Here is a 20,914-nt window from a genome sequence, read left to right on the forward strand (position 1 = left end):
CTTTGATCAGCCCACAGTACATCCGCGATTACAACTTCTTTCCCGTATTGGACATCAGATCCATGATATATGCGTAGATTTTTGCGCCAACATCCTGTGGCACACTCCTTCACTCTCTTTTCCGTTAACCAACCTGGACTGGCGACCATTCCGGTCCACCAGCATGACGTTTTTTGTTACACGGCCCCGCTTAGCGCTGGCGCCACCCACGATACAGATAGATCAGCCACACCAGGGTGGCGATCGCGGCAATAGTACCCAGCAGCGCAAGCTCATAGCGCTTGATATCACCGATCACCAACTCGATCGCCTGGCCGAACAGATAGCCGGCGCTGGCCACGGTCAGCGTCCAGACCAGGGCGCCGGCGAGACTGAACACAATGAATTTCGCCGTGCCTATGGGGCTCGTGCCGATCACAAATGCCGCCACGGTCCGCAAGCCGTAGAGAAAGCGATAGCCCACAATCACCCATGCGCCGTAGCGCTGTAACAGGCTGAACACCCTGTCCGCGCGGCCCTGCCAGCGCGGGTAGCGTCTCAGGGCGGATTGCCCGTGGCGCCTGCCCAGGAAGAAATACAACTGATCTCCGGCCACGGTGCCGGTGAAGCCCGCTGCCATCACCCCGGCAAGCTCCAGGTAACCCAGCTGTGCGGCGACGGCGCCGAGCACTAGCACCGTCTCGCCTTCAAGGAAGGTGCCAATCAGGATGGCGAGGTAGCCGTAGTCTGCGAGCAGGTTTTCCATGGGCATCATCCCGCCCTTCTCGGCGATGTCGGAACAATGTCGGAACAATGTCGAACGAGTATTTTAAGCTTAGTACAAAATCTGGCGACCTGACGGAGTCAGACTATCAAACCGGCATGGTTGCTGGCTTCCCTAACTGCTTGAGACATTGGCCCTGCATGCGCCCAACAAAAAGGCCCGTCTCGTCTGAGACCGACCTCTGTGGTTATTACTGCTGTTACTGCTGTGACGCGCCGCGATCAATCAAGCCTGATGTGCCATTCCCGCTCTTCCTGCACCTGGATCGGCGCACGGTAGATCAGCCGCTCGCCCCAATACGCCTCTATGTAATAGGGCGCCTGCAGTGGGGGCACCGCATAGAGGATGTAGCGACCCTGACCATCGCTATAGGCCGGCGCACTGCGGCCATTGGCGGGATGAAACAACGAGACGACGATACCCGGCACCGGCTGGCCCGCGGCATCGGAGACGACGCCGTGGACACTGACCCCCTGTGCCCAGGCAGCCTGTGCCAGCAGCAACAGCGCCAGTAACAGCAACAGCAGGTGAAGCCGTGGCTTTATCAAGGTGTGCTTCGTCACGGCGTCATTCATAACACTGCTCTGCACAGCGGTATTCTTCATAATGGCGTTCTTCATAATGGACCTCCGCGACCAAAGCTGCCGCCCGATGCCAGTGGCGGCGCCGCCACCCCCGGCGGCAGCTCGGCAATGCGTGCGGCACTGGCCTCCACCCTCGGCGTGGCACGGGTCAGCTTCACACTGCCAAAATCGACACCGTGCCTTAATTCATCGCGGGAAAAAGAGATGTAATGGGGTTTGTAACCCGGCGCACTCACCACCACCCAGAGCACATCCAGCTGCGGCCGCACCACCTGATGCACCTGTCCCTGATGCGCATCGATCGGCCACTGGGATTGCAGCCGAATCGTCACCTGCTCATCCACCCCTTCGGTCTTACCGCGCACCTCGATCGCCGTCGCCGCGACGTCCTGACCAAAATAGATGGCCAGCACCACAAAACACAGGCCGATGATAAACAATCCCAGCGCCGGGACACGGGTGGTAAACTTGAGTTCCTTCTGAAACATCTCGACGGTCAGCGCCGGATCCTGGGCGGCCACCTCAAGCCTGATCGCGCCCTTGTACAACAACACGATGCCACCTAACACCATGATGATCCCGCACAGAATCGCGCCGCCAATGGCGTAATCATAGGTACCCATACACAAGCTCCCTTTGTTGGATGTAAATCCCGTTAATACTGCCATACCAGCCAACCGAACCGATGGCCGGCAACCGTAGCCTTCTTCATTGTTGCTAAGATTAGCACAGCCGGCATTGGTGGCTAGCGGCCAATGAAATTTCGATATTTCGGCGCCTGTATTTGTTTTCTGGCGCGCATCTTCTGCAGCACGTTGCACCGTCGTCATTTATTTTCTTGCAGTAGCTTATTGAATTTTTTCACCCCACAGCCAACGGCATCTCGCCTCCTCGCCACCCTCCTTTGCTGCAATACCGCCTAACTACAATCAACCCTACTACCTGCTACTGCCTTTTATAACGATGCCTATGCTTGTAGGAATTCACTGACATTCTATTCAACCAGCCCACTCTCTCTCGGCGGCCTTTAGCGGTCCGTCCCCCACCTGCCCCTACCCCGGATCCGCAGGCGCTATGGCCACTTTCTGGTATGCTTGCCAGGCATTAATCGTCGCAGTGTCCAGGCGGGTGCCCCCGGCCTACCGGGCCCGGCCACGCCGATGACGATCCTGACCCTACAGCCAGACGAATTCCAAGACTATGAAATATCAAGACCTTCGCGACTTTATTGCCAAACTGGAAAAGCGCGGTTTGCTCAAGCGCATCCGTCAGGAGGTGGATCCCGTGCTGGAGATGACGGAGATCTGCGACCGGACGCTGCGGGCGGGCGGCCCGGCGCTGCTGTTTGAAAACCCCCGGGGCTCGGATATTCCGGTGCTGGGCAATCTGTTCGGCACCCCGGAACGGGTGGCGATGGGCATGGGCGAGGAGTCGGTGGCGGCGCTGCGTGAGGTGGGCAAGCTGCTGGCCTTTCTGAAGGAACCGGAGCCGCCCAAGGGTATGAAGGATGCCTGGGAGAAGATGCCGGTGTTCCGCCAGGTGCTGAACATGGCGCCCCGGGTGGTGAAGAAGGCCCCCTGTCAGGAGGTAATAGTAGAAGGTGATGCGGTGGATCTGGCCGACCTGCCCATCCAGACCTGCTGGCCGGGGGATGCCGGGCCGCTGATCACCTGGGGTCTGGTTGTGACCCGGGGGCCGCACAAGGAGCGGCAGAATCTCGGCATCTACCGCCAGCAGGTGATCGGCCGCAACCAGGTGATCATGCGCTGGCTGGCCCACCGGGGCGGGGCGCTGGATTTTCGGGACTGGTGCGAGCAGCGCCCCGGCGAGCGCTTCCCCCTCGCGGTGGCCCTGGGCGCCGACCCAGCGACGATTCTGGCGGCGGTGACCCCGGTGCCCGACGCCCTCTCCGAATATGGTTTTGCCGGCCTGCTGCGCGGCTCGAAGACCGAGGTGGTGAAGTGCCTGGGCAGCGATCTACAGGTGCCGGCCTCGGCGGAGTTCGTGCTGGAGGGTTATCTGGAGCAGGGCGTGGTGGCCGAGGAGGGCCCGTTTGGCGACCACACTGGCTATTACAACGAGGTGGATAGCTTCCCGGTGTTCACTATCGAGCGCATCACCCACCGCCACAACCCCATCTACCACAGCACCTATACCGGGCGGCCGCCGGACGAGCCGGCCATTCTGGGCGTGGCGCTGAACGAGGTGTTCGTGCCCATCCTGCAGAAGCAGTTTCCGGAGATTGTGGACTTTTACCTGCCGCCAGAGGGCTGCTCCTACCGCTGGGCCTGTGTGAGCATGAAGAAACAGTATCCCGGCCATGCCAAGCGGGTGATGCTGGGGGTGTGGTCCTTTTTGCGCCAGTTCATGTACACCAAGTTTGTGGTGGTCTGCGATGAGGATGTGAATATCCGTAACTGGGAGGACGTGATCTGGGCCATGACCACGCGCATGGACCCGGCCCGGGACACCACCATCATCGAGCACACGCCCATCGATTACCTGGATTTCGCCTCACCGGTCAGCGGGCTGGGCTCGAAGATGGGCTTTGACGCCACCAATAAGTGGCCGGGTGAGACTCACCGGGAGTGGGGGAAACCCATTGAAATGTCTGAAGAAATTAGGCAAAAAGTCGATATGCTGTGGGAATCACTGGAAATCGACGGCCCGGGCTAGGCCTGCAACCTTAGAACACGGTGCGCAGAAATATCTCCGCCAGGCCCCTATAATGGGCCTTCTGCGACACGCTGATTCGCACGACACATTCAACACGGGGCATTTCAGAAGGAGCGACCATGCGCACCATTATGCTGTTAAACGCCAAGGGCGGTTGCGGGAAAAGCACCATTGCCAGCAACCTCGCCAGTTATTATGCCTGGGAGGAGGAAAAGGCGGTCGCCATCGTGGACTTTGATCCACAGCGCTCCAGCCTGGAATGGCTGGCGGCCCGCCCCGCCGATGCCCCCGAGATCATCGGCATCGACGGCACCGCGGCCGGCGCCAAGGTGCCGCGCAATATCGATGTGGTGATCTACGACGTACCCGCCGGGCTGCGCGGCACGGAGCTCACCGCCATGGTGCGCAAGGCCGAGACCCTGATCATTCCGGTGCTGCCCTCGCCCATCGACATCCGCGCCGCGGCGCACTTTATCCACGAGTTGCTGCTGGTGGGCAAGGTTTCCCGCAAGCAGACCAAACTGGCCGTGGTGGCCAATCGGGTGCGGGAGAACACCCTCGTCTATCACAAGCTGGAAAAATTTCTCAGCAGCCTGAAGATCCCCTTTGTCGCCACCCTGCGCGATACCCAGCACTATATTCACGCGGAGGAACGCGGCCTGGGCATCTTTGAGATGGCGCCCTCCAGCGTGGCGCAGGATCGTGAGCAGTGGGAACCCCTGCTGAAATGGCTGCGCAGCAAACGCAGCCTGCCGCAGGCCTGAGAACCACGCGCCGCTGCTCTGCACTGGCACACTAACAACGTGCCATTCACCCTCGGCGACTGAAATCGATTGCGACCCTTCATCACACTGCTGCTTGGTATCTGCTGGCTCGTGCCTGCCGCGCTCCCTGCCGACAACGCCACTACACGCCTGGATACGGGAACCCTGGCCGAAAAATACCCGCGCCTGAAATCCGATCTGACCGCCAGTGTGTTTGCATCGCCCATCCTCCTCAACAGCACCACCGGCAAAGACTTCGCCCACGGCGAGGTGTATGCCGTGCTGGACACCCCCTTTGCGACGCTGAAGCAGACACTCACCACGCCCCGACAGTGGTGCGAGCTCGCCATCCTCCACGTCAATATCAAGACCTGCACCCATCAGCAGGAGCAGATCCGGTTTTTTGTGGGCCGCAAACACTACCAACCCCCCGAGCAGGCCCACCCCGTGCAATACACCTTTGCAACGCTGGCGAGCACCGCCGCGCACCTGCAGCTGCGCCTGAGCGCCGCGGATGGGCCGCTGGGCACCTCTGCTTATCAGATCGGTTTCGAGGCGGTGCCCATTGATGGGCAGCGCAGCTTCATACACTTTACCTACCGCTATCGCTTCGGCCTGGTGGCCAGGCTCGCTATGCAGACCTATCTCAGCACCCTGGGGCGCAGCAAGGTGGGATTTACCATTACCGGCACCGATGACAAAGGCGAGCCGATCTATATCCAGGGCCTGCAGGGGGTTATCGAGCGTAACGTGATGCGCTACATCTTCGCGATTCAGTCGGTGGTGGAGGCGGCAAAGTCCCCGCAGGAATATCAGCCCACGGCGCAGCTGGTGCGCTGGTATGCGCACATCTCCAGATACCCCGCGCAACTGGTGGAACTCAGCCGCGACGAATACCTGCGCAACAAGCAACATGAAATCCACAATCAACTGGCACTGCAGGCCAGCCTGGAGACCCGCCCCGCGGAAACGACCGACCCATAACGGTTTCTCCCCACTGGCCACGGGCATCCCTGGCCAACCGCACTCATGCCCAGGTGTGTACCTTGCGCCCACACATTCTCAAACTAAATATAGTTATGTTATCGGCCAATAGAAAGGCCCCGGCCTCATGAACTGGCTGAAACAGCCAGACCATGACACCGGGGCCCGGTACTATTGCTTACACCGAAGCTGCCTAGGGCAGAATGATGGCGTAGCCATCCTGAATAAAATCAGCGGTGGCGGCATGGGCGGCAGGCACAAAATTGATGCCTTCGACCTTGTTGTTCATAGTGATACCCAGAGAGCGTGAGGCCTCCTGACAAAGATAGAAAATGATGCCTGCATCCATCCCTTGCTGGATTTTGCTGAGGTAAGGATTTACGGGGCTAACCGGCATCGCCTGAACCGTACCGGCGGCAATCGCCGCGGCGTTGGCCGCATTAAAGCGCATCGCGGCGCCGGCAAACACCGGGTGTGCCTTGGTGGCCAGTATCGCGCCGGTACCACTGAACACCACGCGGATATCGACATCGGTACCAATCTTCATCGCGTGGGTATTTTCGTACTGGTTGATCATCTTATCGATATCGGAAAGATAGGTTGCCGCATTGAACCTGGCCGCACCAAAGGCATCCCGGCGGAAGGTATCATCCACGCGCACCACCAGCTTTGCCTTTTTACGCTCTTTCAGGCACTGGGTGATGGCCTGCGCACCCGCGCCAAATTCCGCATCAATCACCATGTCGGTCGGCACATCACCCAACATCACCGAACCGTCCAGGGACATCTTCCCCGGATAGGCGGCGTTGACGGGACAGGGTTCGACGTTATCGACGGCAGGGCTGAATGTTTCCGCAACCGCGGTGGCTGCACCGAACACAAGCCCGGCCAGCAGGACAGACCGGGTGAATTTTTTAAGATTGATTGACATAACTTCCCTCTACGTTTTTTCTATTGGCTTCCAGCCACAGTCCGCTGCTGTAGTCCGAACTCCATGGGTTGATAAAGATTGGTTTAGCGCACAAAAGCCATGCCAGATAGGGCGGCCTCGGCTCGCAACACTCAGGCACCTTGCCCAGAGATCCAAACCACCGGACCCTGGTAAGGCCTTGCACAACCAAAACACTGGTTGTGCACATAAACCAGCAGGATACAGTACATATCAGAAATTAGTCTGTCAATATAATTAAGTCTTATAATGAGTCTAAACCTCCACAACCCCTCCTGCCCGTTAAATCCGCAGCAGTGATCCCACCTGGTCCGCGGAACCGGCCCGAATCTGGCGATGCAGTCTCCTGGCCGCCATTTATATCGATATCCTCGATATTAACCACCAATAAATGTCGTTTTACATCGATCAAAAACGGGCGCTATAGTAGTAGCAACTACTTATATAGAGGAGATCATGCCATGCAAACCGATATCCAGGCCGCACGTGATAACGAAGGCTATATCGTCAATCCCGATGACTGGAACGAAAACCTGGCCCGCAAACTGGCCGCCGAGGAGCAGCTGGAACTGACAGACGAGTACTGGCCCATCCTCTGCTTCATGCGCAACTACTGGCAGGAACACACCGTCGCGCCCGATGTGCGGCATGTGATCAAACACCTGGTTGAGATCCACGGCTTTGACAAAAAGGCCGCCAAGCAACACCTCTTCCAGCTGTTCCCCTACGGCTATGTCAAACAGTCCTGCAAGATTGCCGGCATGCAGCGGCCGCGCGGCTGGAGCACTGGCTGAGGCCGTTTGCCGCATCACAGGACATATAGCAGGGCCTATAGCAGGTCACAAAAAAGGGGCACCACGATGGATGCCCCAGGGACCATAATATTTAAAGCGCTACTTACCGCACTAACGAATCAGGATATTGTCGCCCTTACCGGCGTCAGCATCGGCATCGGGCTTATTCATTAACACCGTGATGGCACCGCGCAGGGCCGCCTTCATGGTGTGATCCACAATCGCGTTGTTGGTGGGCTTGTCTGCGGGCGACACAATGTCAAAGGTGCTCGCCTCGGATACCGCGACATTGTAGGTAGCGATGTCCTTCAGCGTATTGTCGGGATTGCCGTTGATATAAACCCGATCCCAGATACCGGCGATAGGATGGAACGCCACCGGCTCATTGATATTGGCATTAACAAAATAGACCCGCACCCGTTCACCCGGCTTGGACTGCAACACCTTGGATGCATCTGGATCGTGCACCGGATCGTAATGGAACATCTTGCCATTGATCAGTGAGCCGGCCCAGCCTTCATTGTTAATCATCGCCTTGTAGTTATCCGCATCGGGAAAATACTGGCCCTGCACCAGCACGTACTCGCGATCCGGTTTGGGAAATTTATCGCTATACCCTTCTTTTGGATCGACGATGATCACACCATACATACCGCGCGCGATATGCTGCGCCATCACACTGGCGCCGCAGTGATACATCCATACACCGGCACGCTTGGCGGTGAATGTAAAATGCTTCGTTTCACCCGGCTTTACCGGTGCAAACTCACCCAGCACATCAACCTCGGCCGCATGAAAATCCATGGAGTGGGATTCTTTATTGCTTTTCGGGTTAACCAGCTCGAAGTCAACAACGTCGCCTTCCGTCACGCGCACCAGTTTTCCCGGAATGGCGCCATCGAAGGTCCAGGCAGGATATTTGGTGCCCTTGTTATCGATCTCGACCGTGGTTTCCTTCGCCACCATTTTTACCTTAACGGTCTTGGCCAGCGCCACCTGGGTGTTTATCATCATAGCAGCAGCTACGGCGATCACACTTCCGGTCATTACTTTATCAACTAATGTTCTGTTCATTACTAATCCTCCAGTTAATATCAACAACTGATCCCCCTCTAAGGAATCTCCACTAGCGCCCGCCCAACAAAGACTGCAAAATGTTTCTTTAGCATTTGCACAGCTCTCTGAGATAACGCACTAATTCATGAATCTCATCATCACTTAACACACCCTCCCAGGCCGGCATCAGCAAGGATTTACCGATGGAACGCCCGCCTTCTTTGATGGCCTTAAACAGTTCCTCATCTGAACGGGCAGACATTTCTTTACTGTCCGTATGGTCCCGCGGCTGTACCGACATATCCGGGACATTGATTCCCATACCGTCGCCCTGCATACCATGACATTGCCAGCAATAGGTCTTGTAGATATCCTCTCCGCGCTCCGCGGCCTGCGTTACCGACACCGACAGCAACAAGCCACACAGCAGGGCTGCTGTTATTTTTATCCCCCGATGAATACAGTCGGTCATTGTTTTTTCTCCCCGGCCAGCGCACGAAAATAGTGCACAAACTTCTGCAGGTCTTTTTCCTTCAGGTGAAATTGGGGCATAAAGGTTAATGGCGACCATGCCTGGGGGTCTTTCAGAAAGCTGATCATGTAGTCTTCCTGCAGGCGCAGGGCGGCGGTATACACCTCCGGCCCGCTGACGCCACCATAGCCTGGCTCGATCCTATGGCAACTTGAACAGCCGCGGAATTTAATGAACATCATGTCGCCCATGCTCAGCGAAATCGTGCCCGGCTTATAGGCGCCCGCTTCGATAAGTTCAGCTTTCGCCGTGTATTTCATCAGGGCCTCCGCCACCGCTTTGGCCTCGTCCGCGCCAAGTGACACATGATCGACCAGGGTAGTGGTATCAATCTGATCCCGTTCCGATCCCGGCTTGATGTGGTTGCCGTAAAACATTCCTGCAGGGCGTATGCGCACCGGCGCCGTTAACCACTGTTCCATCCACGCCTGCTTGTATTTATTACCGGCATAGGAAAGATTCGGCCCCTTCTGGGCCCACAATGCCTGTAGATTTTCCGGACCCCCCTCATCAAGCGCGTGACACTGTATACAACGGTCGCGCAGTATCGCTTCACCATTCGCCGCCAGCACCGTAGAGCTGAACGCTGCCATCAGCGATATCCCAAGCATATAAATAATGTGCGGCGCCTTTATTCTTCTCATCATTTCTACCTCCCACGCAACCCGCGTGAAGCGGCCTTTCCCTTGAAACCGGAATGATCAAACATGCCGTAACCTTTTTTCAGCGACTCGCTGTAGAAAAAATTCGGGTCGTACTGTTTGTCTTTCCAGACATACCAGTCATCCATTTCCACCCCGTCATATTCGATAATGGTGATGGGTCCACCAGGGTGCTTGCCGCCCGCGGTCACATGGGCATCAACATGATCATGAAAGATGAAGCGGCCCGGATTGTCGGCCTCTATGATGACGTCATACCGCTCACCCGGCCCCAGCAAAACCGTGTCGGCATAGTAAGGATTATCAAGGGGCAGGCCGTCCTTATGAGTGACCAGCATGTCATGACCATGACTGTGCATTGAATGGACCGCACCGCCGGCACCGAAGAAGCGTATTCTTACTACGTCGCCTTTCTTGATGCGTAGCGGTTGCGTCAAGGGAAATGATTTTCCATTGACGGAAAAATAATCCGCCACATCCATGGGCGTACCACCCTCACCATACTTGTCAGCGACCGATGATTCCCAGGTACTCATCATCATGATCACATCCTTGGTCACCCGCTTCTCAATGGGCAGTGGATTTTTGGGATCCACGATCAACGGACCCCACATGCCACGCACGCCCACGTGTTCGTTGACGTTGACATGGCAGTGATACCAAAGCGTCCCTATACGCTCGGCCTTGAAGCGATAGACATAACTCTCACCCGCCTCGATCTGCTTTTGTGTCACACCGGGAACCCCATCACTGCGCCAGCTACCCTTCTGATGAATGCCATGCCAATGGATGGTGTGCGGCATCGAGGTGTTGTTCATGACATTGACGATCACATCGTCACCCTCCTGGACATGAATCAGCGGACCCGGAACCTGCCCGTTAAAACCGAATACCTTGTAATCCAGACTGGGAGCCACCTTCACCGTGACCTCCTCGATGGTCATATCGAATTCCCGCTCAGTCGCCAGGGCATGGCCGGCCAGCAGAGTCAGGGCCACCAACAGCCCGCCCCCAAAAAGGGCGCTAGACCATCGAGGTTCAGTGTTCTTGTGGTTACAACTCATTGCCTGTCTCCCCTCCCCTGTTGATTTCTGCTTATTGCTTATCGCCGGAACGCACGACCGAATTAGTAGGTGTATAACAAATACATCTTTATGGTCCAAAAAAAAGACGTATTCACCATACATCTTCTAAACCTGTGGTAATTGCGTGTAGATAACTATAGGATCGCGATATACAACGGTCAAACGAAATTATTTGCTACTTGCTATCGGAATTGTCGATACTAAAAACCCATGGACATCGAACAGGCCCGCACCTTTCTGGCGATCACTGCCCACGGCAGCTTCCTCGAGGCCGCCAAACAGTTGTATCTCACCCAGTCCACCATCAGCGCGCGCATCCGCCGACTGGAGGAGGAGCTCGGTGCGCGCCTGTTTACGCGCAACCGCAACGGCGCCAGCCTGACCCCCGCCGGCCGTCGTTTTCTTGGCCATGCCAAGCGCCTGGTGCTCACCGCTGACCAGGCCCGTGATGAGGTGGGGCTGCCCGATCGCTACCGTGCCAGCATTCGCATCGGCGGACGCATCGCCCTATGGGAAGGTATCCTGCCCCAATGGGTGGGCTGGATGCGGCAACGGGCCACCGATGTAGTGATCCGTAGCGAGATCGGATTTGAAGAAGACCTGATGCGCCGACTGATTGAAGGCACGCTGGATATTGGCCTGATGTACACCCCCAGCCACAGCCCCGGACTGATCGTCGAACACATCTTCGATGAGACCCTGATCTTCGTCAGCACCCGCCCCGACGATACTGAACCGGGTGACGACTATGTGTATGTCGAATGGGGGCCCGATTTTTATGCCCGGCATGCACAGAGCTACCCGGACTTTGAACGCCCCCCGCAGATCGCCAACATCGGCTGGCTCGGCATTCAGCTGATCCTCGCCAACGGCGGCAGCTGTTTCCTGCCCGCCCGCATGGCCACGCCCTTTATCGCCAGCGGCCAGCTCTACCGTGTCAACCACGCCCCTGAATATATCCAGCCCGCCTACATGGTCTATCCACGCGACAGCGAAAGCCCGGTTATCGAACAGGCGCTGGAAGGACTTCGGGAACAGGCCAAACGGGTGTAGGCAAACATGGCCGATGACGTCTGCCGATGCTGTGATGGGCGACCCAGGAAAGCCGAACCAAAACATGATTGATTCATCGCTGGCTCAGCTATTGTCGAAAAATAACCACGGTGAATAACACCAAACAATAAACATGCCCAATCGTGGTGAACCAGTCTTCTTTGGGATCAGAGGTATACCTTCTTAATGTACAATTTGGAGTTCTGTCAATAACTGTACAACAGAAAAACAAACGTCTAATCAGCGCCCTAATGCGCGCGTAATAAATGAGCCGTAAGCTTTGCTAATAAAAAATAGAAACCAGAATCGCTTAAAGATGCCAAGCGCTTAATATCACCTGATTCTATTGAGGCATGAAGCCAATCAGATCCAATACTCCCAATCATATTAAGATCGACAACATGCGAGGAATCAAGGCCAGGTATAGAAATTAAACAAATTTTATGCGTTATAAAATTCTTTTTAATCGCATCAGAATGTAAATATTTTTCTACCATCTCAAGCGGAAATAAAGGGGCAAACACATAATTCTTATTTCTTAGCGCTTCACCATCCACTGACATATCGCATGTATGCTGCAGCAAAATAAATGGGCAGGGTGGACTTTTACGAACATCGCCGTCACTAAAGAAGAAAGCAGGCACAGCGTAACAAACATCTCCCTGACTGGGGACATCACGAAGATTCGCAGAATACATCCATTTATGGTCTAAAGCATCTGATGCTAAAAAGGAGCTAAACTTTGCACGAAGCGAGGGGCTAACACTTGGAAATGCTTCTTGATAGAGTTCTTTGAAAAGCCCATCTTCTGGCATAATTAATAACCGTTAATTATGAGAAAAACTGTTCCACAAATTTGCCATAACCTTCCGATTCTTCCACTGAAAAATCACGACTTACGCCCAAAATATCTTTCGCAAGATCAAAGACGGTTGTTTGAACGTAAATATAGTTATTTTCTCGACCACTATATGAATAGGCTTTAGATCCTGTGCTTGCCCCGTTCATCTCAACATGCCGTTGCGCATTAACTTTAGTTGGGGACTTTGCGTAATAAGAATTATCCAAACCTGTTAGTGACGCTAACGCAGTACCTACACCTGCAACTACAATTAATCCATTTTTTATCATTATTTGGGCTCCTTTACATTAAGGCATGGCGGTGAAGAAATCCTATCGGCTAAGAAGTCTACAAAACGATCTAACTGAACAAGCCCTTTACTTCTAGCCGCAGTTAAATTAAATGTTCGCTTATCGTTAATCTCAAGTTCCATCTCAAGACCATGCTCTTTCAACTCTAAATTAGCCAAGGAGGGATGCGGAGTCTCTATAGGAGTACTAGCGGCAAACACCCGATAATTATTAACCGTTGTTAGCAGGAAATAATCATTTCTCACCCAAGTTGTTTTATTAATCCGAAAATCTTCAAGATCATCCACACTCATGCAGTCGGTTAAAAACATCCCCTTCATGCTTTTTATAGATTCATTAACATCATCTTTAGCAGGCCAGCGAACGGTTATCGAAAGTGCAGTAACGGCTACATCTGGCTGAAAAACATTTATCGCACCTGACAAAAGAGAACCCTTCTCTTTTATGTAGGAAAAGCAAGCGTGATGATCGGCATTAAAATTACCATCATATTGAGTAGTTAAATCCGCCCGAATTTGTGAAAATTGCATCATGGAATGACCATTTTTTGAACGCAACTCGATTCTTGGAATTTCTCCCGGAGCATCATCTGGTACGGGTATAAGGTTCGGAGCTAGAAATTGATTATTTAATGATTCTTCAATGGCAAAAATATTCTTTCGTATCCCCTGTACTGGTTCAAAAAGTACTGAGACTCTACTTTGAACAACAATTGCGCTACCTAAATTCATACCCAAGTCACCCTAAATAAAGCGTATAAAGATGTATTCGCGCAAATAAGGAGGGGCGATACATTACTATTTCGCCACTCATGAATTTCACAACTACAGCAAATGACACCCACATTGACGCCATTTCATTAGCCGTAAACTCCCCTTTTCCAACATGGATATACACATGAAAATTCCTATGCTGAAATAGAATTGACAGAATGAGAACTTTTAGCCTACTGAAGCTATGAAGCTAATAAGAAAGTCAAACCTTAATCTATTTTATGTAAATTATCCACGCAGGCTACAGCGCCTACATAGTGTCTACACTTATATATTTGGCCAACGAAATAATTATAAGCCATTGATTTATATGGTGGGCCTGCTCCGACTTGAACGGAGGACCAAGGGATTATGAGTCCCCTGCTCTAACCAACTGAGCTACAGGCCCAAACGGGTAACATTTTAGCACCATTCCCGAATTCAGGAACATAACCCAGGGGGTTTGTGTTTCGCCACCCCTGATAAAGAAACCCAGAGGTGGCGAAGCAGGCTGTTTAGGAAGAGCTTGACGAGGAAGACGAGGGCTCGGGTATCTCCGAATCGATAAAGCTACGCAGATTATCCGACCGACTGGGATGGCGAAGTTTGCGTAGGGCCTTGGCTTCGATCTGACGAATACGCTCACGCGTTACATCAAACTGTTTGCCCACTTCCTCGAGGGTGTGGTCGGTGTTCATGTCGATACCAAAGCGCATGCGCAGCACCTTGGCTTCGCGTGCGGTGAGGCTGTCCAACACATCCAGAGTGGCCTCGCGCAGGCCTTCAAAGGTGGCCGCATTCACTGGCGAACTCAGGTTGGCATCTTCGATAAAGTCACCCAGGCGCGAGTCTTCGTCGTCACCGATGGGGGTTTCCATCGAGATAGGTTCCTTGGCGATCTTCAACACCTTGCGCACCTTGTCTTCCGGCATTTCCATGCGGATCGACAATTCTTCGGGAGTGGGTTCACGACCCATTTCCTGCAGCATCTGCCGGGCGATACGATTGAGCTTGTTGATGGTTTCAATCATGTGCACGGGGATACGGATGGTGCGCGCCTGATCGGCAATGGAACGCGTGATGGCCTGACGAATCCACCATGTGGCGTAGGTGGAGAATTTATAACCCCGGCGATACTCGAACTTGTCGACCGCCTTCATCAAACCGATGTTGCCTTCCTGAATCAGATCGAGGAATTGCAGACCACGGTTGGTGTATTTTTTGGCGATGGAGATCACCAGGCGCAGGTTGGCCTCCACCATTTCCTTCTTGGCGCGGCGGGCCTTGGCCTCACCGATGGACATCTTGCGGTTGATCTCTTTGATCTCGCCGATGCTGATACCGGACTCATTCTGAATCGCGATCAATTTGTTTTGGGCGCGCAGAATCTCATCGGCAGACTCTTCCAGCACGGCCGAATAACTGGCCTTGCTGGCAATCTGGCGGGGTAGCCAATCCAGATCCGTTTCATTATCCGGGAAGGAGGTAATGAAATCCTTACGCGGCATGAGCGCCTTGCCGACACAGATATCCATGATCACGCGCTCATTGGCGCGCACATTCTGCACTACCTCGCGTATGTTGGAGATCAGCACATCCGAAATCTTGTTAACCAGTTTTAACTGCGCAATTTCGTCCACCAGCTGGGCATAGATCTTTACGCAGCGCTCGTCGTCACGGCCATGTTTCTCGGCCGTTTTCCAGTAACGACTAAACAGTTTTCTGATGGAGTCAAAGCGCTCCTTCGCCTCTTCAGGATCCGGGCCGGTATCGACAACTTCTGCCTCAGCTTCTGTCTCTGTGTCGTCTTCGTCCGTATCGGCATCCGCATCGACGTCTTTTTTCTCGTCTTTGTCGTCAACCACAACCGGGATTGCCTCAGGGCTTCTTGGCCCTGGCGGGGGGACAGGGATGTCATCGCCTTCCGTCACAAAACCGGAAACCAGATCCGTGAGGCGCGATGTACCATCTTCAACGGCCTGGTAGGCGTCCAGCACCGTACGCACCGTACCTGGGTAATGTGACAAGGCAATCATTACCTGGTTGATGCCGTCTTCAATGCGTTTGGCGATCACAATCTCGCCTTCGCGGGTCAGCAGTTCAACGGTTCCCATCTCGCGCATATACATGCGCACGGGATCCGTGGTGCGACCAAAATCGCTATCGACCGTGGCCAGCGCGGCGGCGGCCTCTTCGGCGGCATCTTCATCGGTGGAGACATTGTCTTCCGACAGGACAATGCTGTCCTTGTCCGGGGCGACCTCGTGTACCACGATACCCATGTCGTTAATCATGCTGACGATATCTTCGATCTGGTCTGCCTCGACGATACCGCTGGGCAGGTGATCGTTCACCTCCCGATAGGTCAGGAAGCCCTGTTCTTTACCCTTGGCGATCAGCAGTTTTAGCTGCGATTGTTGCTCTGCATTCATAGACATGTAACACCTGCCCTCAAACCCGACCGAAAAATAGCCGGGTAGTATATCAAAACCCACCAGGGGTTGGCGACCGATTTAGGCCGCCAATATCAGGGAATCTGTGTGGCTGGCGCGGGCAATCGGAACGCTCCGATCACCCAACCGCGCATGCAGGCCTTTATGCCTTGCGACTGCCCCTGGAACTCAACTCAGAATATTCATCTTTCTCGGCGTCCGTTGCCGTACCCATCTGCAGCCGGGATAACAGATACTCCCACCGCTGCTCGTCACGCAACACTGCCAGTTTATCCACCACCGCCCGGAACTCGGTCTCCAGACCCTCGTCCGGCACCATCATGGGTTGCGCGGCGAGTCTGGCGAGCTGTCCCGCCTCTTCATGCTGGCCCTGTGCACGCCAGTGTTCGACAATTCCCCCACAGCTTAGTTGTGGGTTCTGCCGCAACAATTCAACCAGCTGGCGTAATATTGGCAGACCGGGCTGATCCAGGCCCTCGAGCGCCGACCAGTCGTCGATCTGTACCGCCAGGCCCGGCCGATGCAGCAGGTATTGGATCGCCTGTCGCAACGTCGACGGTGAACTGCCCCGGGCCGACACTACCCGCGACCGGGGGCGCGCCGGTGTGCGCACCGCCACCGTCAGACCGACCAGGGCGGAGGGGTCGATTTTGGCGATCTCCGCCAAACGTGTCGCCATCATGTGCCGAAACATGCCTTCCGGTAGCTTTTCCAGCAAGGGCCGGGCCAGCGTGACCAGCTGTGCCCGGCCATCAATGGTGGATATATCGACCGCTTCGACCAATTCGCCAAAAAAATAATCCGAGAAACTCGTGGCGCTGGCGACACGCGCCTCAAACCCCGCCCGCTGCTCTTTGCGCACCAGGGTGTCCGGGTCTTCACCGTCGGGCAAAAACATGAAACTGACCTGCCGGCCCTCGCTCAGCACCGGCAGGGCATTTTCCAGTGCGCGCCACGCGGCCTGTCGTCCGGCGCGGTCGCCATCAAAACAGAACACAATCCTGGACACCACCCGAAACAGCCGTTCCAGATGATCCCGCGTTGTCGCCGTGCCCAGGGTGGCCACGGCATTGAGCACGCCAAACTGCCCCAGCGCGACCACGTCCATATAACCTTCCACCACCACCACATGGGTCAGCTGGCGCTCGGCCTTGCGCGCCTGATACAGCCCGTAAAGCTCGCGCCCCTTGTGAAAGATCGGTGACTCTGCCGAGTTGAGGTATTTGGGGCCCTCTTCGTTGCCCAGCTGGCGTCCGCCGAAGGCGATCACGCGGCCCCGCCGGTCGCGGATCGGGAACATGATGCGATCACGAAAGCGGTCGTAGTGCCCGCCGCGATCCTTTTTCACCACCAGACCGGATTGCAACAGCTGCGCCTCCGTCACCCCCTTGCCGAGCAGGTACGCGCCCAGATTGTCCCAACCCGGCGGCGCAAATCCCAGCTCAAAGGCGGCGGCCACCTCGCCGGTCAGACCGCGCCCTTTCAGATAATCCGTGGCGCGTGCCGCCTCGGCATGCTGCTTGAGTTGCTGGCAATAATAGCCCGCCGCCTGTTCCATCACGCCGTAAAGGTCCTGATGGCCACGCTCTTCACTGACCTGGCCGGCCTCACGCGGCACCTGCATACCCGCCCCGGCAGCCAGCTCTTCGATGGCCTCCACGAATCCCATGTGTTCGTATTCCATGAGAAAACCCAGGGCCGAGCCATGCGCGCCGCAGCCAAAACAGTGATAAAACTGCTTGTCGGGACTGACGGTAAAGGAGGGGGTTTTTTCGTTATGAAACGGACAGCAGGCCTGGTATTCGCGGCCGGTCTTTTTGAGCTGCACCCGGCTGTCGATGACGTCGACGATATCGACGCGCACCAGAAGTTCGTCAATAAAAGAAGTGGGGATACGGCCGGCCATGGGCTCAACGATACAAGAAATCGGGCGCTGGAGAAAAGATCAACGCCGAAAGCATAGTCGTGAAATTGGGATGCAGATTAGGGGCCTGCCGGGCAGAATTCAGACGGAGCGTGTCGGCGCGTTTAGCCAGCCAACAGAGATTTGATGCGCTGACTGACCTCGGCCATATCGGCACGGCCCTGCACCTGTGGCCGCAGTACGCCCATCACCTTGCCCATCTCGTTCATGGCTGCGGCACCGGTCGTTTCGATGGCGGCGGTGATCAGCGCGTCGAGTTCAGCTGCGCTCAGCGCGGTCGGCAGATAGCCCTGCAACACACCGATCTCGAAGGTTTCCTGATCCGCCAGCTCCTGGCGGCCGGCATCTTCGAACTGCCTGACCGAGTCTCGACGCTGCTTGACCATTTTGTCGAGCACCGCCAGCACCTGCGCGTCATCCAGTTCGATGCGCTCATCCACCTCGCGCTGCTTGATCGCCGCCAGCGCCAGACGGATAACGCCGAGGCGAGGCTTATCTTTCGCGCGCATCGCCGTCTTCATGTCGTCGGTCAATTGTTGCTTGAGCATTGAATCAGCCATGCACATACCTACGCAGTCGATAAACCGACGGCCGGGAAGCCGCGGATGAAACACTAAGGAAAGGATGCTGGAGCCCGGCGCGATACCCGACCGCGCGGGGGCAACAAGGAGATCTTAGTAGAGGCGTTTGCGACGCTGGATATCGCGCGATGTCTTTTTCAACTGGCGCTTGACGGCTGCAGCCATCTTACGCTGGCGTGCCTGGGTAGGCTTTTCGTAAAATTCACGACGACGCACTTCGGTGAGTACACCGGCCTTCTCGCAGGAACGCTTGAACCGGCGCAGAGCGATATCAAAAGGCTCATTTTCTCTTACACGAACATTCGGCATTGGTCTTCCAATCCTCTAACTTTTAGGTAGTGATACACTATGCGCATCACCCGATTTCATACAACAACACTTCCCCGCCACGGCCACGCCAGGACAGGGAGCCGGGAATTCTAGTCATTCACGCCCGAAAATGCAAAATATCGGGACAAAAATTTTCACTAAATGAGCGATAAAGTGGCAAATCGACCTTCACGCCTCACCCTGGGCATCGAAACCTCCTGCGACGAGACCGGCGTCGCCCTCTATGATGACGAGGCCGGCCTGCTCGCCGACGCGCTCTACAGCCAGATCGAACTGCACGCCGATTACGGCGGCGTGGTCCCGGAACTGGCCTCGCGCGATCACGTTCGCAAGACCCTGCCGCTCATCCAGCAGGTGCTGGACGAGGCCAATTGCGACAAAAAGGCCATCACCGGAGTCGCCTACACCGCCGGTCCCGGCTTGGTGGGCGCACTGCTGGTTGGCGCCGCCATCGGTCGCAGCCTCGCCTGGGCCTGGAATGTCCCGGCCGTGGCCGTCCATCACATGGAGGGGCACCTGCTGGCGCCGCTGCTGGAAGACCATCCTCCGGCATTCCCCTTTGTTGCCTTGCTGGTATCCGGCGGCCACACCCTATTAGTAGAGGTTAACGGCATCGGCCGTTACAGAATTATCGGTGAAACCCTCGACGATGCCGCGGGCGAGGCCTTCGACAAGACCGCCAAGCTGCTCGGCCTGGACTATCCCGGCGGCCCGGCGCTGGCAAAGCTGGCCCAACAGGGCAACCCTGAACGCTTCCAGTTCCCTCGCCCCATGACCAATCGGCCCGGTCTCGACTTCAGTTTCAGCGGACTAAAGACTTTTGCCATCACCACTCTGCGCGACCACAGCGAACCAGCGACGGATCTGCCGCAGACCCGTGCCGACATCGCCCGCGCCTTCGAGGACGCCGTGGCCGATACCATGGCGATCAAATGCAAGCGCGCCCTGCAACACACCGGGCTTACCCGACTGGTAATGGCGGGTGGGGTCAGCGCCAACCAGACATTACGCGCGCGCCTATCGACACTGTCACAACAGGAAGGCTTCGAGATCTACTATCCGCGCCCCGCCTTTTGCACCGACAACGGTGCCATGATCGCCTTCGCAGGCTCTCTGCGTCTGGCGGCAGGGCAGGCCCAGGGCAACCACTTTGGCGCCAGGCCACGCTGGCCTATCGATGAACTGATGCCGGTTTAGCGCCCCAAATCGCCTCTCTACACCCCATCTTAATCCTGCCCTTCACCCGCTGGCAGCGCCGCCGATCGCAAAACATCGCGCGCATAAAAAAGCGGAGGCCAATGACCCCCGCTCTTTCCGATCTAACGCCGTTGCAAACCGGCCGGCTAAATCTGCCGGCCCGGCACCACTAGGCGGTCATATCTTTCATCTTCTTCAGCGGCAACACCTTGACCACGGTGCGGGCAGGCTTGGCCTGGAAGATGGTGTCTTCACCGGTAAAGGGGTTCACACCCTTGCGCTTCTTGGTTGCCGGCTTGCGCACGGTTTTCACCTTCATCAAGCCCGGCAGGGTGAAGGTGCCAGCTGCGCCCTTCTTGATGTGGCCATTAATAATGTCGGCCAAGGCATCAAACACATTGGCAACATCCTTTTTGGAGAGCGTGGTTGTTTCCGCAATACTGGCGAACAATGCGGTCTTCGTCATTGGCTCTTTCACCACCTTGATGGTTTTAACCGGCGCAGCCTTTTTTACAGCCACTTTCTTCTTTGCGGTTTTCTTTTTTACTGCCTTCTTCAATGCCATGTGGCGTTCTCCCGTTGATGTATGTTTTGTTGCCAGCCCTTAGTTACTGCAGACAGCC

Annotated in this window: 22 protein-coding genes and 1 tRNA gene; 6 read left to right on the forward strand and 17 right to left on the reverse strand. The window is 55.6% G+C overall.

All coding sequences use genetic code 11. From position 1 onward, the window contains the following. Nucleotides 1–190: 190 nt before the first annotated feature. The 3 genes from RRB22_03505 to RRB22_03515 all read right to left on the reverse strand — a co-directional run bounded on the left by RRB22_03505 (nucleotide 191) and on the right by RRB22_03515 (nucleotide 1,970). The gene (locus RRB22_03505; protein ID MDT8383459.1) at nucleotides 191–745 is read right to left on the reverse strand and encodes a DedA family protein; all 555 of its coding nucleotides are present in this window, start codon (nucleotides 743–745) and stop codon (nucleotides 191–193) included. A gap of 239 nt (nucleotides 746–984) precedes the next feature. Continuing rightward, nucleotides 985–1,383 (reverse strand): carboxypeptidase-like regulatory domain-containing protein, encoded by a 399-nt coding sequence (locus tag RRB22_03510; protein MDT8383460.1) that lies wholly within the window; start codon nucleotides 1,381–1,383, stop codon nucleotides 985–987. Continuing rightward, nucleotides 1,380–1,970: a hypothetical protein gene (locus RRB22_03515; GenBank protein ID MDT8383461.1), complete on the reverse strand. Its 591-nt coding sequence runs from the start codon at nucleotides 1,968–1,970 to the stop codon at nucleotides 1,380–1,382. The genes RRB22_03510 and RRB22_03515 overlap by 4 nt, the downstream gene beginning before the upstream one ends. Nucleotides 1,971–2,547: 577 nt before the next feature. On the opposite strand from RRB22_03515, the gene ubiD reads away from it, so the two are divergent. The 3 genes from ubiD (at nucleotide 2,548) to RRB22_03530 (ending at nucleotide 5,771) form a co-directional block, all read left to right on the forward strand. After that, the gene (gene ubiD, locus RRB22_03520) at nucleotides 2,548–4,023 is read left to right on the forward strand and encodes a 4-hydroxy-3-polyprenylbenzoate decarboxylase (protein ID MDT8383462.1); all 1,476 of its coding nucleotides are present in this window, start codon (nucleotides 2,548–2,550) and stop codon (nucleotides 4,021–4,023) included. Between the two features lie 119 nt (nucleotides 4,024–4,142). After that, on the forward strand, nucleotides 4,143–4,787 hold the full coding sequence (locus tag RRB22_03525; GenBank protein ID MDT8383463.1) for a ParA family protein: 645 nt from the start codon (nucleotides 4,143–4,145) through the stop codon (nucleotides 4,785–4,787). A gap of 111 nt (nucleotides 4,788–4,898) precedes the next feature. After that, entirely contained in the window at nucleotides 4,899–5,771 is an 873-nt protein-coding gene (locus RRB22_03530; protein ID MDT8383464.1) for a hypothetical protein, read from the forward strand. A 193-nt stretch (nucleotides 5,772–5,964) separates the two neighbouring features. Here RRB22_03530 and RRB22_03535 read toward each other — a convergent pair whose 3' ends face one another. Next, the gene (locus RRB22_03535) at nucleotides 5,965–6,702 is read right to left on the reverse strand and encodes a DsrE family protein (protein MDT8383465.1); all 738 of its coding nucleotides are present in this window, start codon (nucleotides 6,700–6,702) and stop codon (nucleotides 5,965–5,967) included. Between the two features lie 479 nt (nucleotides 6,703–7,181). Here RRB22_03535 and RRB22_03540 point away from each other — a divergent pair, with 479 nt between their 5' ends. Beyond that, on the forward strand, nucleotides 7,182–7,514 hold the full coding sequence (locus tag RRB22_03540; GenBank protein ID MDT8383466.1) for a TusE/DsrC/DsvC family sulfur relay protein: 333 nt from the start codon (nucleotides 7,182–7,184) through the stop codon (nucleotides 7,512–7,514). 111 nt (nucleotides 7,515–7,625) lie between these two features. Here RRB22_03540 and RRB22_03545 read toward each other — a convergent pair whose 3' ends face one another. The 4 genes from RRB22_03545 to RRB22_03560 form a co-directional block, all read right to left on the reverse strand. Beyond that, nucleotides 7,626–8,528 carry a multicopper oxidase domain-containing protein gene (locus RRB22_03545; GenBank protein ID MDT8383467.1) on the reverse strand — a complete coding sequence of 301 codons (903 nt, stop codon included), beginning with the start codon at nucleotides 8,526–8,528 and terminating at the stop codon, nucleotides 7,626–7,628. 148 nt (nucleotides 8,529–8,676) lie between these two features. Beyond that, nucleotides 8,677–9,042, reverse strand: coding sequence for a cytochrome c (locus tag RRB22_03550; protein ID MDT8383468.1), 366 nt, complete (start codon nucleotides 9,040–9,042; stop codon nucleotides 8,677–8,679). Next, on the reverse strand, nucleotides 9,039–9,695 hold the full coding sequence (locus RRB22_03555) for a c-type cytochrome (GenBank protein ID MDT8383469.1): 657 nt from the start codon (nucleotides 9,693–9,695) through the stop codon (nucleotides 9,039–9,041). The genes RRB22_03550 and RRB22_03555 overlap by 4 nt, the downstream gene beginning before the upstream one ends. A 56-nt stretch (nucleotides 9,696–9,751) precedes the next feature. Next, the gene (locus tag RRB22_03560; GenBank protein ID MDT8383470.1) at nucleotides 9,752–10,708 is read right to left on the reverse strand and encodes a multicopper oxidase domain-containing protein; all 957 of its coding nucleotides are present in this window, start codon (nucleotides 10,706–10,708) and stop codon (nucleotides 9,752–9,754) included. A gap of 351 nt (nucleotides 10,709–11,059) precedes the next feature. On the opposite strand from RRB22_03560, the gene RRB22_03565 reads away from it, so the two are divergent. Further along, nucleotides 11,060–11,902, forward strand: coding sequence for a LysR family transcriptional regulator (locus RRB22_03565; protein ID MDT8383471.1), 843 nt, complete (start codon nucleotides 11,060–11,062; stop codon nucleotides 11,900–11,902). A gap of 248 nt (nucleotides 11,903–12,150) precedes the next feature. Here RRB22_03565 and RRB22_03570 read toward each other — a convergent pair whose 3' ends face one another. The 8 genes from RRB22_03570 to rpsU form a co-directional block, all read right to left on the reverse strand. Continuing rightward, on the reverse strand, nucleotides 12,151–12,717 hold the full coding sequence (locus RRB22_03570) for a hypothetical protein (protein ID MDT8383472.1): 567 nt from the start codon (nucleotides 12,715–12,717) through the stop codon (nucleotides 12,151–12,153). A 16-nt stretch (nucleotides 12,718–12,733) separates the two neighbouring features. Next, nucleotides 12,734–13,033, reverse strand: a complete 300-nt coding sequence (locus RRB22_03575) for a hypothetical protein (protein MDT8383473.1) — start codon at nucleotides 13,031–13,033, stop codon at nucleotides 12,734–12,736. After that, a complete protein-coding gene (locus RRB22_03580) occupies nucleotides 13,033–13,785 on the reverse strand; it encodes a hypothetical protein (protein MDT8383474.1) in 753 nt (250 codons plus the stop codon). The genes RRB22_03575 and RRB22_03580 overlap by 1 nt, the downstream gene beginning before the upstream one ends. A gap of 353 nt (nucleotides 13,786–14,138) precedes the next feature. After that, nucleotides 14,139–14,215: transfer RNA gene (locus tag RRB22_03585), tRNA-Ile, on the reverse strand. Nucleotides 14,216–14,321: 106 nt separating this feature from the next. Then, nucleotides 14,322–16,238 carry an RNA polymerase sigma factor RpoD gene (gene rpoD, locus RRB22_03590; protein MDT8383475.1) on the reverse strand — a complete coding sequence of 639 codons (1,917 nt, stop codon included), beginning with the start codon at nucleotides 16,236–16,238 and terminating at the stop codon, nucleotides 14,322–14,324. A 163-nt stretch (nucleotides 16,239–16,401) separates the two neighbouring features. Beyond that, nucleotides 16,402–18,165 carry a DNA primase gene (gene dnaG / locus RRB22_03595; protein MDT8383476.1) on the reverse strand — a complete coding sequence of 588 codons (1,764 nt, stop codon included), beginning with the start codon at nucleotides 18,163–18,165 and terminating at the stop codon, nucleotides 16,402–16,404. A gap of 122 nt (nucleotides 18,166–18,287) precedes the next feature. After that, nucleotides 18,288–18,743: a GatB/YqeY domain-containing protein gene (locus RRB22_03600; protein ID MDT8383477.1), complete on the reverse strand. Its 456-nt coding sequence runs from the start codon at nucleotides 18,741–18,743 to the stop codon at nucleotides 18,288–18,290. A 114-nt stretch (nucleotides 18,744–18,857) separates the two neighbouring features. Next, on the reverse strand, nucleotides 18,858–19,073 hold the full coding sequence (gene rpsU, locus RRB22_03605) for a 30S ribosomal protein S21 (GenBank protein MDT8383478.1): 216 nt from the start codon (nucleotides 19,071–19,073) through the stop codon (nucleotides 18,858–18,860). 201 nt (nucleotides 19,074–19,274) lie between these two features. Between rpsU and tsaD the strand changes: the two genes are divergently transcribed. Continuing rightward, nucleotides 19,275–20,291: a tRNA (adenosine(37)-N6)-threonylcarbamoyltransferase complex transferase subunit TsaD gene (tsaD, locus tag RRB22_03610; GenBank protein ID MDT8383479.1), complete on the forward strand. Its 1,017-nt coding sequence runs from the start codon at nucleotides 19,275–19,277 to the stop codon at nucleotides 20,289–20,291. A gap of 169 nt (nucleotides 20,292–20,460) precedes the next feature. Here the strand turns inward: tsaD and RRB22_03615 are convergent, their stop codons facing one another. Further along, nucleotides 20,461–20,856 carry an HU family DNA-binding protein gene (locus RRB22_03615; protein MDT8383480.1) on the reverse strand — a complete coding sequence of 132 codons (396 nt, stop codon included), beginning with the start codon at nucleotides 20,854–20,856 and terminating at the stop codon, nucleotides 20,461–20,463. Nucleotides 20,857–20,914 lie beyond the last annotated feature (58 nt).

The organism is Gammaproteobacteria bacterium (assembly GCA_032250735.1).
Lineage (GTDB): Bacteria > Pseudomonadota > Gammaproteobacteria > SZUA-152 > SZUA-152 > SZUA-152.

Bases quoted from the DNA above. Each gene is read 5' to 3' on its own strand.
- RRB22_03565 (MDT8383471.1), top strand. From the start codon at position 11,060: ATGGACATCGAACAGGCCCGCACCTTTCTGGCGATCACTGCCCACGGC.
- rpoD (MDT8383475.1), bottom strand. From the start codon at position 16,238: ATGAATGCAGAGCAACAATCGCAGCTAAAACTGCTGATCGCCAAGGGT.
- RRB22_03570 (MDT8383472.1), bottom strand. From the start codon at position 12,717: ATGCCAGAAGATGGGCTTTTCAAAGAACTCTATCAAGAAGCATTTCCA.
- RRB22_03525 (MDT8383463.1), top strand. From the start codon at position 4,143: ATGCGCACCATTATGCTGTTAAACGCCAAGGGCGGTTGCGGGAAAAGC.
- RRB22_03575 (MDT8383473.1), bottom strand. From the start codon at position 13,033: ATGATAAAAAATGGATTAATTGTAGTTGCAGGTGTAGGTACTGCGTTA.
- RRB22_03555 (MDT8383469.1), bottom strand. From the start codon at position 9,695: ATGGCAGCGTTCAGCTCTACGGTGCTGGCGGCGAATGGTGAAGCGATA.
- RRB22_03510 (MDT8383460.1), bottom strand. From the start codon at position 1,383: ATGAAGAACGCCATTATGAAGAATACCGCTGTGCAGAGCAGTGTTATG.
- RRB22_03600 (MDT8383477.1), bottom strand. From the start codon at position 18,743: ATGGCTGATTCAATGCTCAAGCAACAATTGACCGACGACATGAAGACG.
- RRB22_03580 (MDT8383474.1), bottom strand. From the start codon at position 13,785: ATGAATTTAGGTAGCGCAATTGTTGTTCAAAGTAGAGTCTCAGTACTT.
- RRB22_03505 (MDT8383459.1), bottom strand. From the start codon at position 745: ATGGAAAACCTGCTCGCAGACTACGGCTACCTCGCCATCCTGATTGGC.
- dnaG (MDT8383476.1), bottom strand. From the start codon at position 18,165: ATGGCCGGCCGTATCCCCACTTCTTTTATTGACGAACTTCTGGTGCGC.
- RRB22_03615 (MDT8383480.1), bottom strand. From the start codon at position 20,856: ATGGCATTGAAGAAGGCAGTAAAAAAGAAAACCGCAAAGAAGAAAGTG.
- rpsU (MDT8383478.1), bottom strand. From the start codon at position 19,073: ATGCCGAATGTTCGTGTAAGAGAAAATGAGCCTTTTGATATCGCTCTG.
- RRB22_03545 (MDT8383467.1), bottom strand. From the start codon at position 8,528: ATGATGATAAACACCCAGGTGGCGCTGGCCAAGACCGTTAAGGTAAAA.
- RRB22_03515 (MDT8383461.1), bottom strand. From the start codon at position 1,970: ATGGGTACCTATGATTACGCCATTGGCGGCGCGATTCTGTGCGGGATC.
- RRB22_03540 (MDT8383466.1), top strand. From the start codon at position 7,182: ATGCAAACCGATATCCAGGCCGCACGTGATAACGAAGGCTATATCGTC.
- RRB22_03535 (MDT8383465.1), bottom strand. From the start codon at position 6,702: ATGTCAATCAATCTTAAAAAATTCACCCGGTCTGTCCTGCTGGCCGGG.
- RRB22_03550 (MDT8383468.1), bottom strand. From the start codon at position 9,042: ATGACCGACTGTATTCATCGGGGGATAAAAATAACAGCAGCCCTGCTG.
- ubiD (MDT8383462.1), top strand. From the start codon at position 2,548: ATGAAATATCAAGACCTTCGCGACTTTATTGCCAAACTGGAAAAGCGC.
- RRB22_03560 (MDT8383470.1), bottom strand. From the start codon at position 10,708: ATGACCATCGAGGAGGTCACGGTGAAGGTGGCTCCCAGTCTGGATTAC.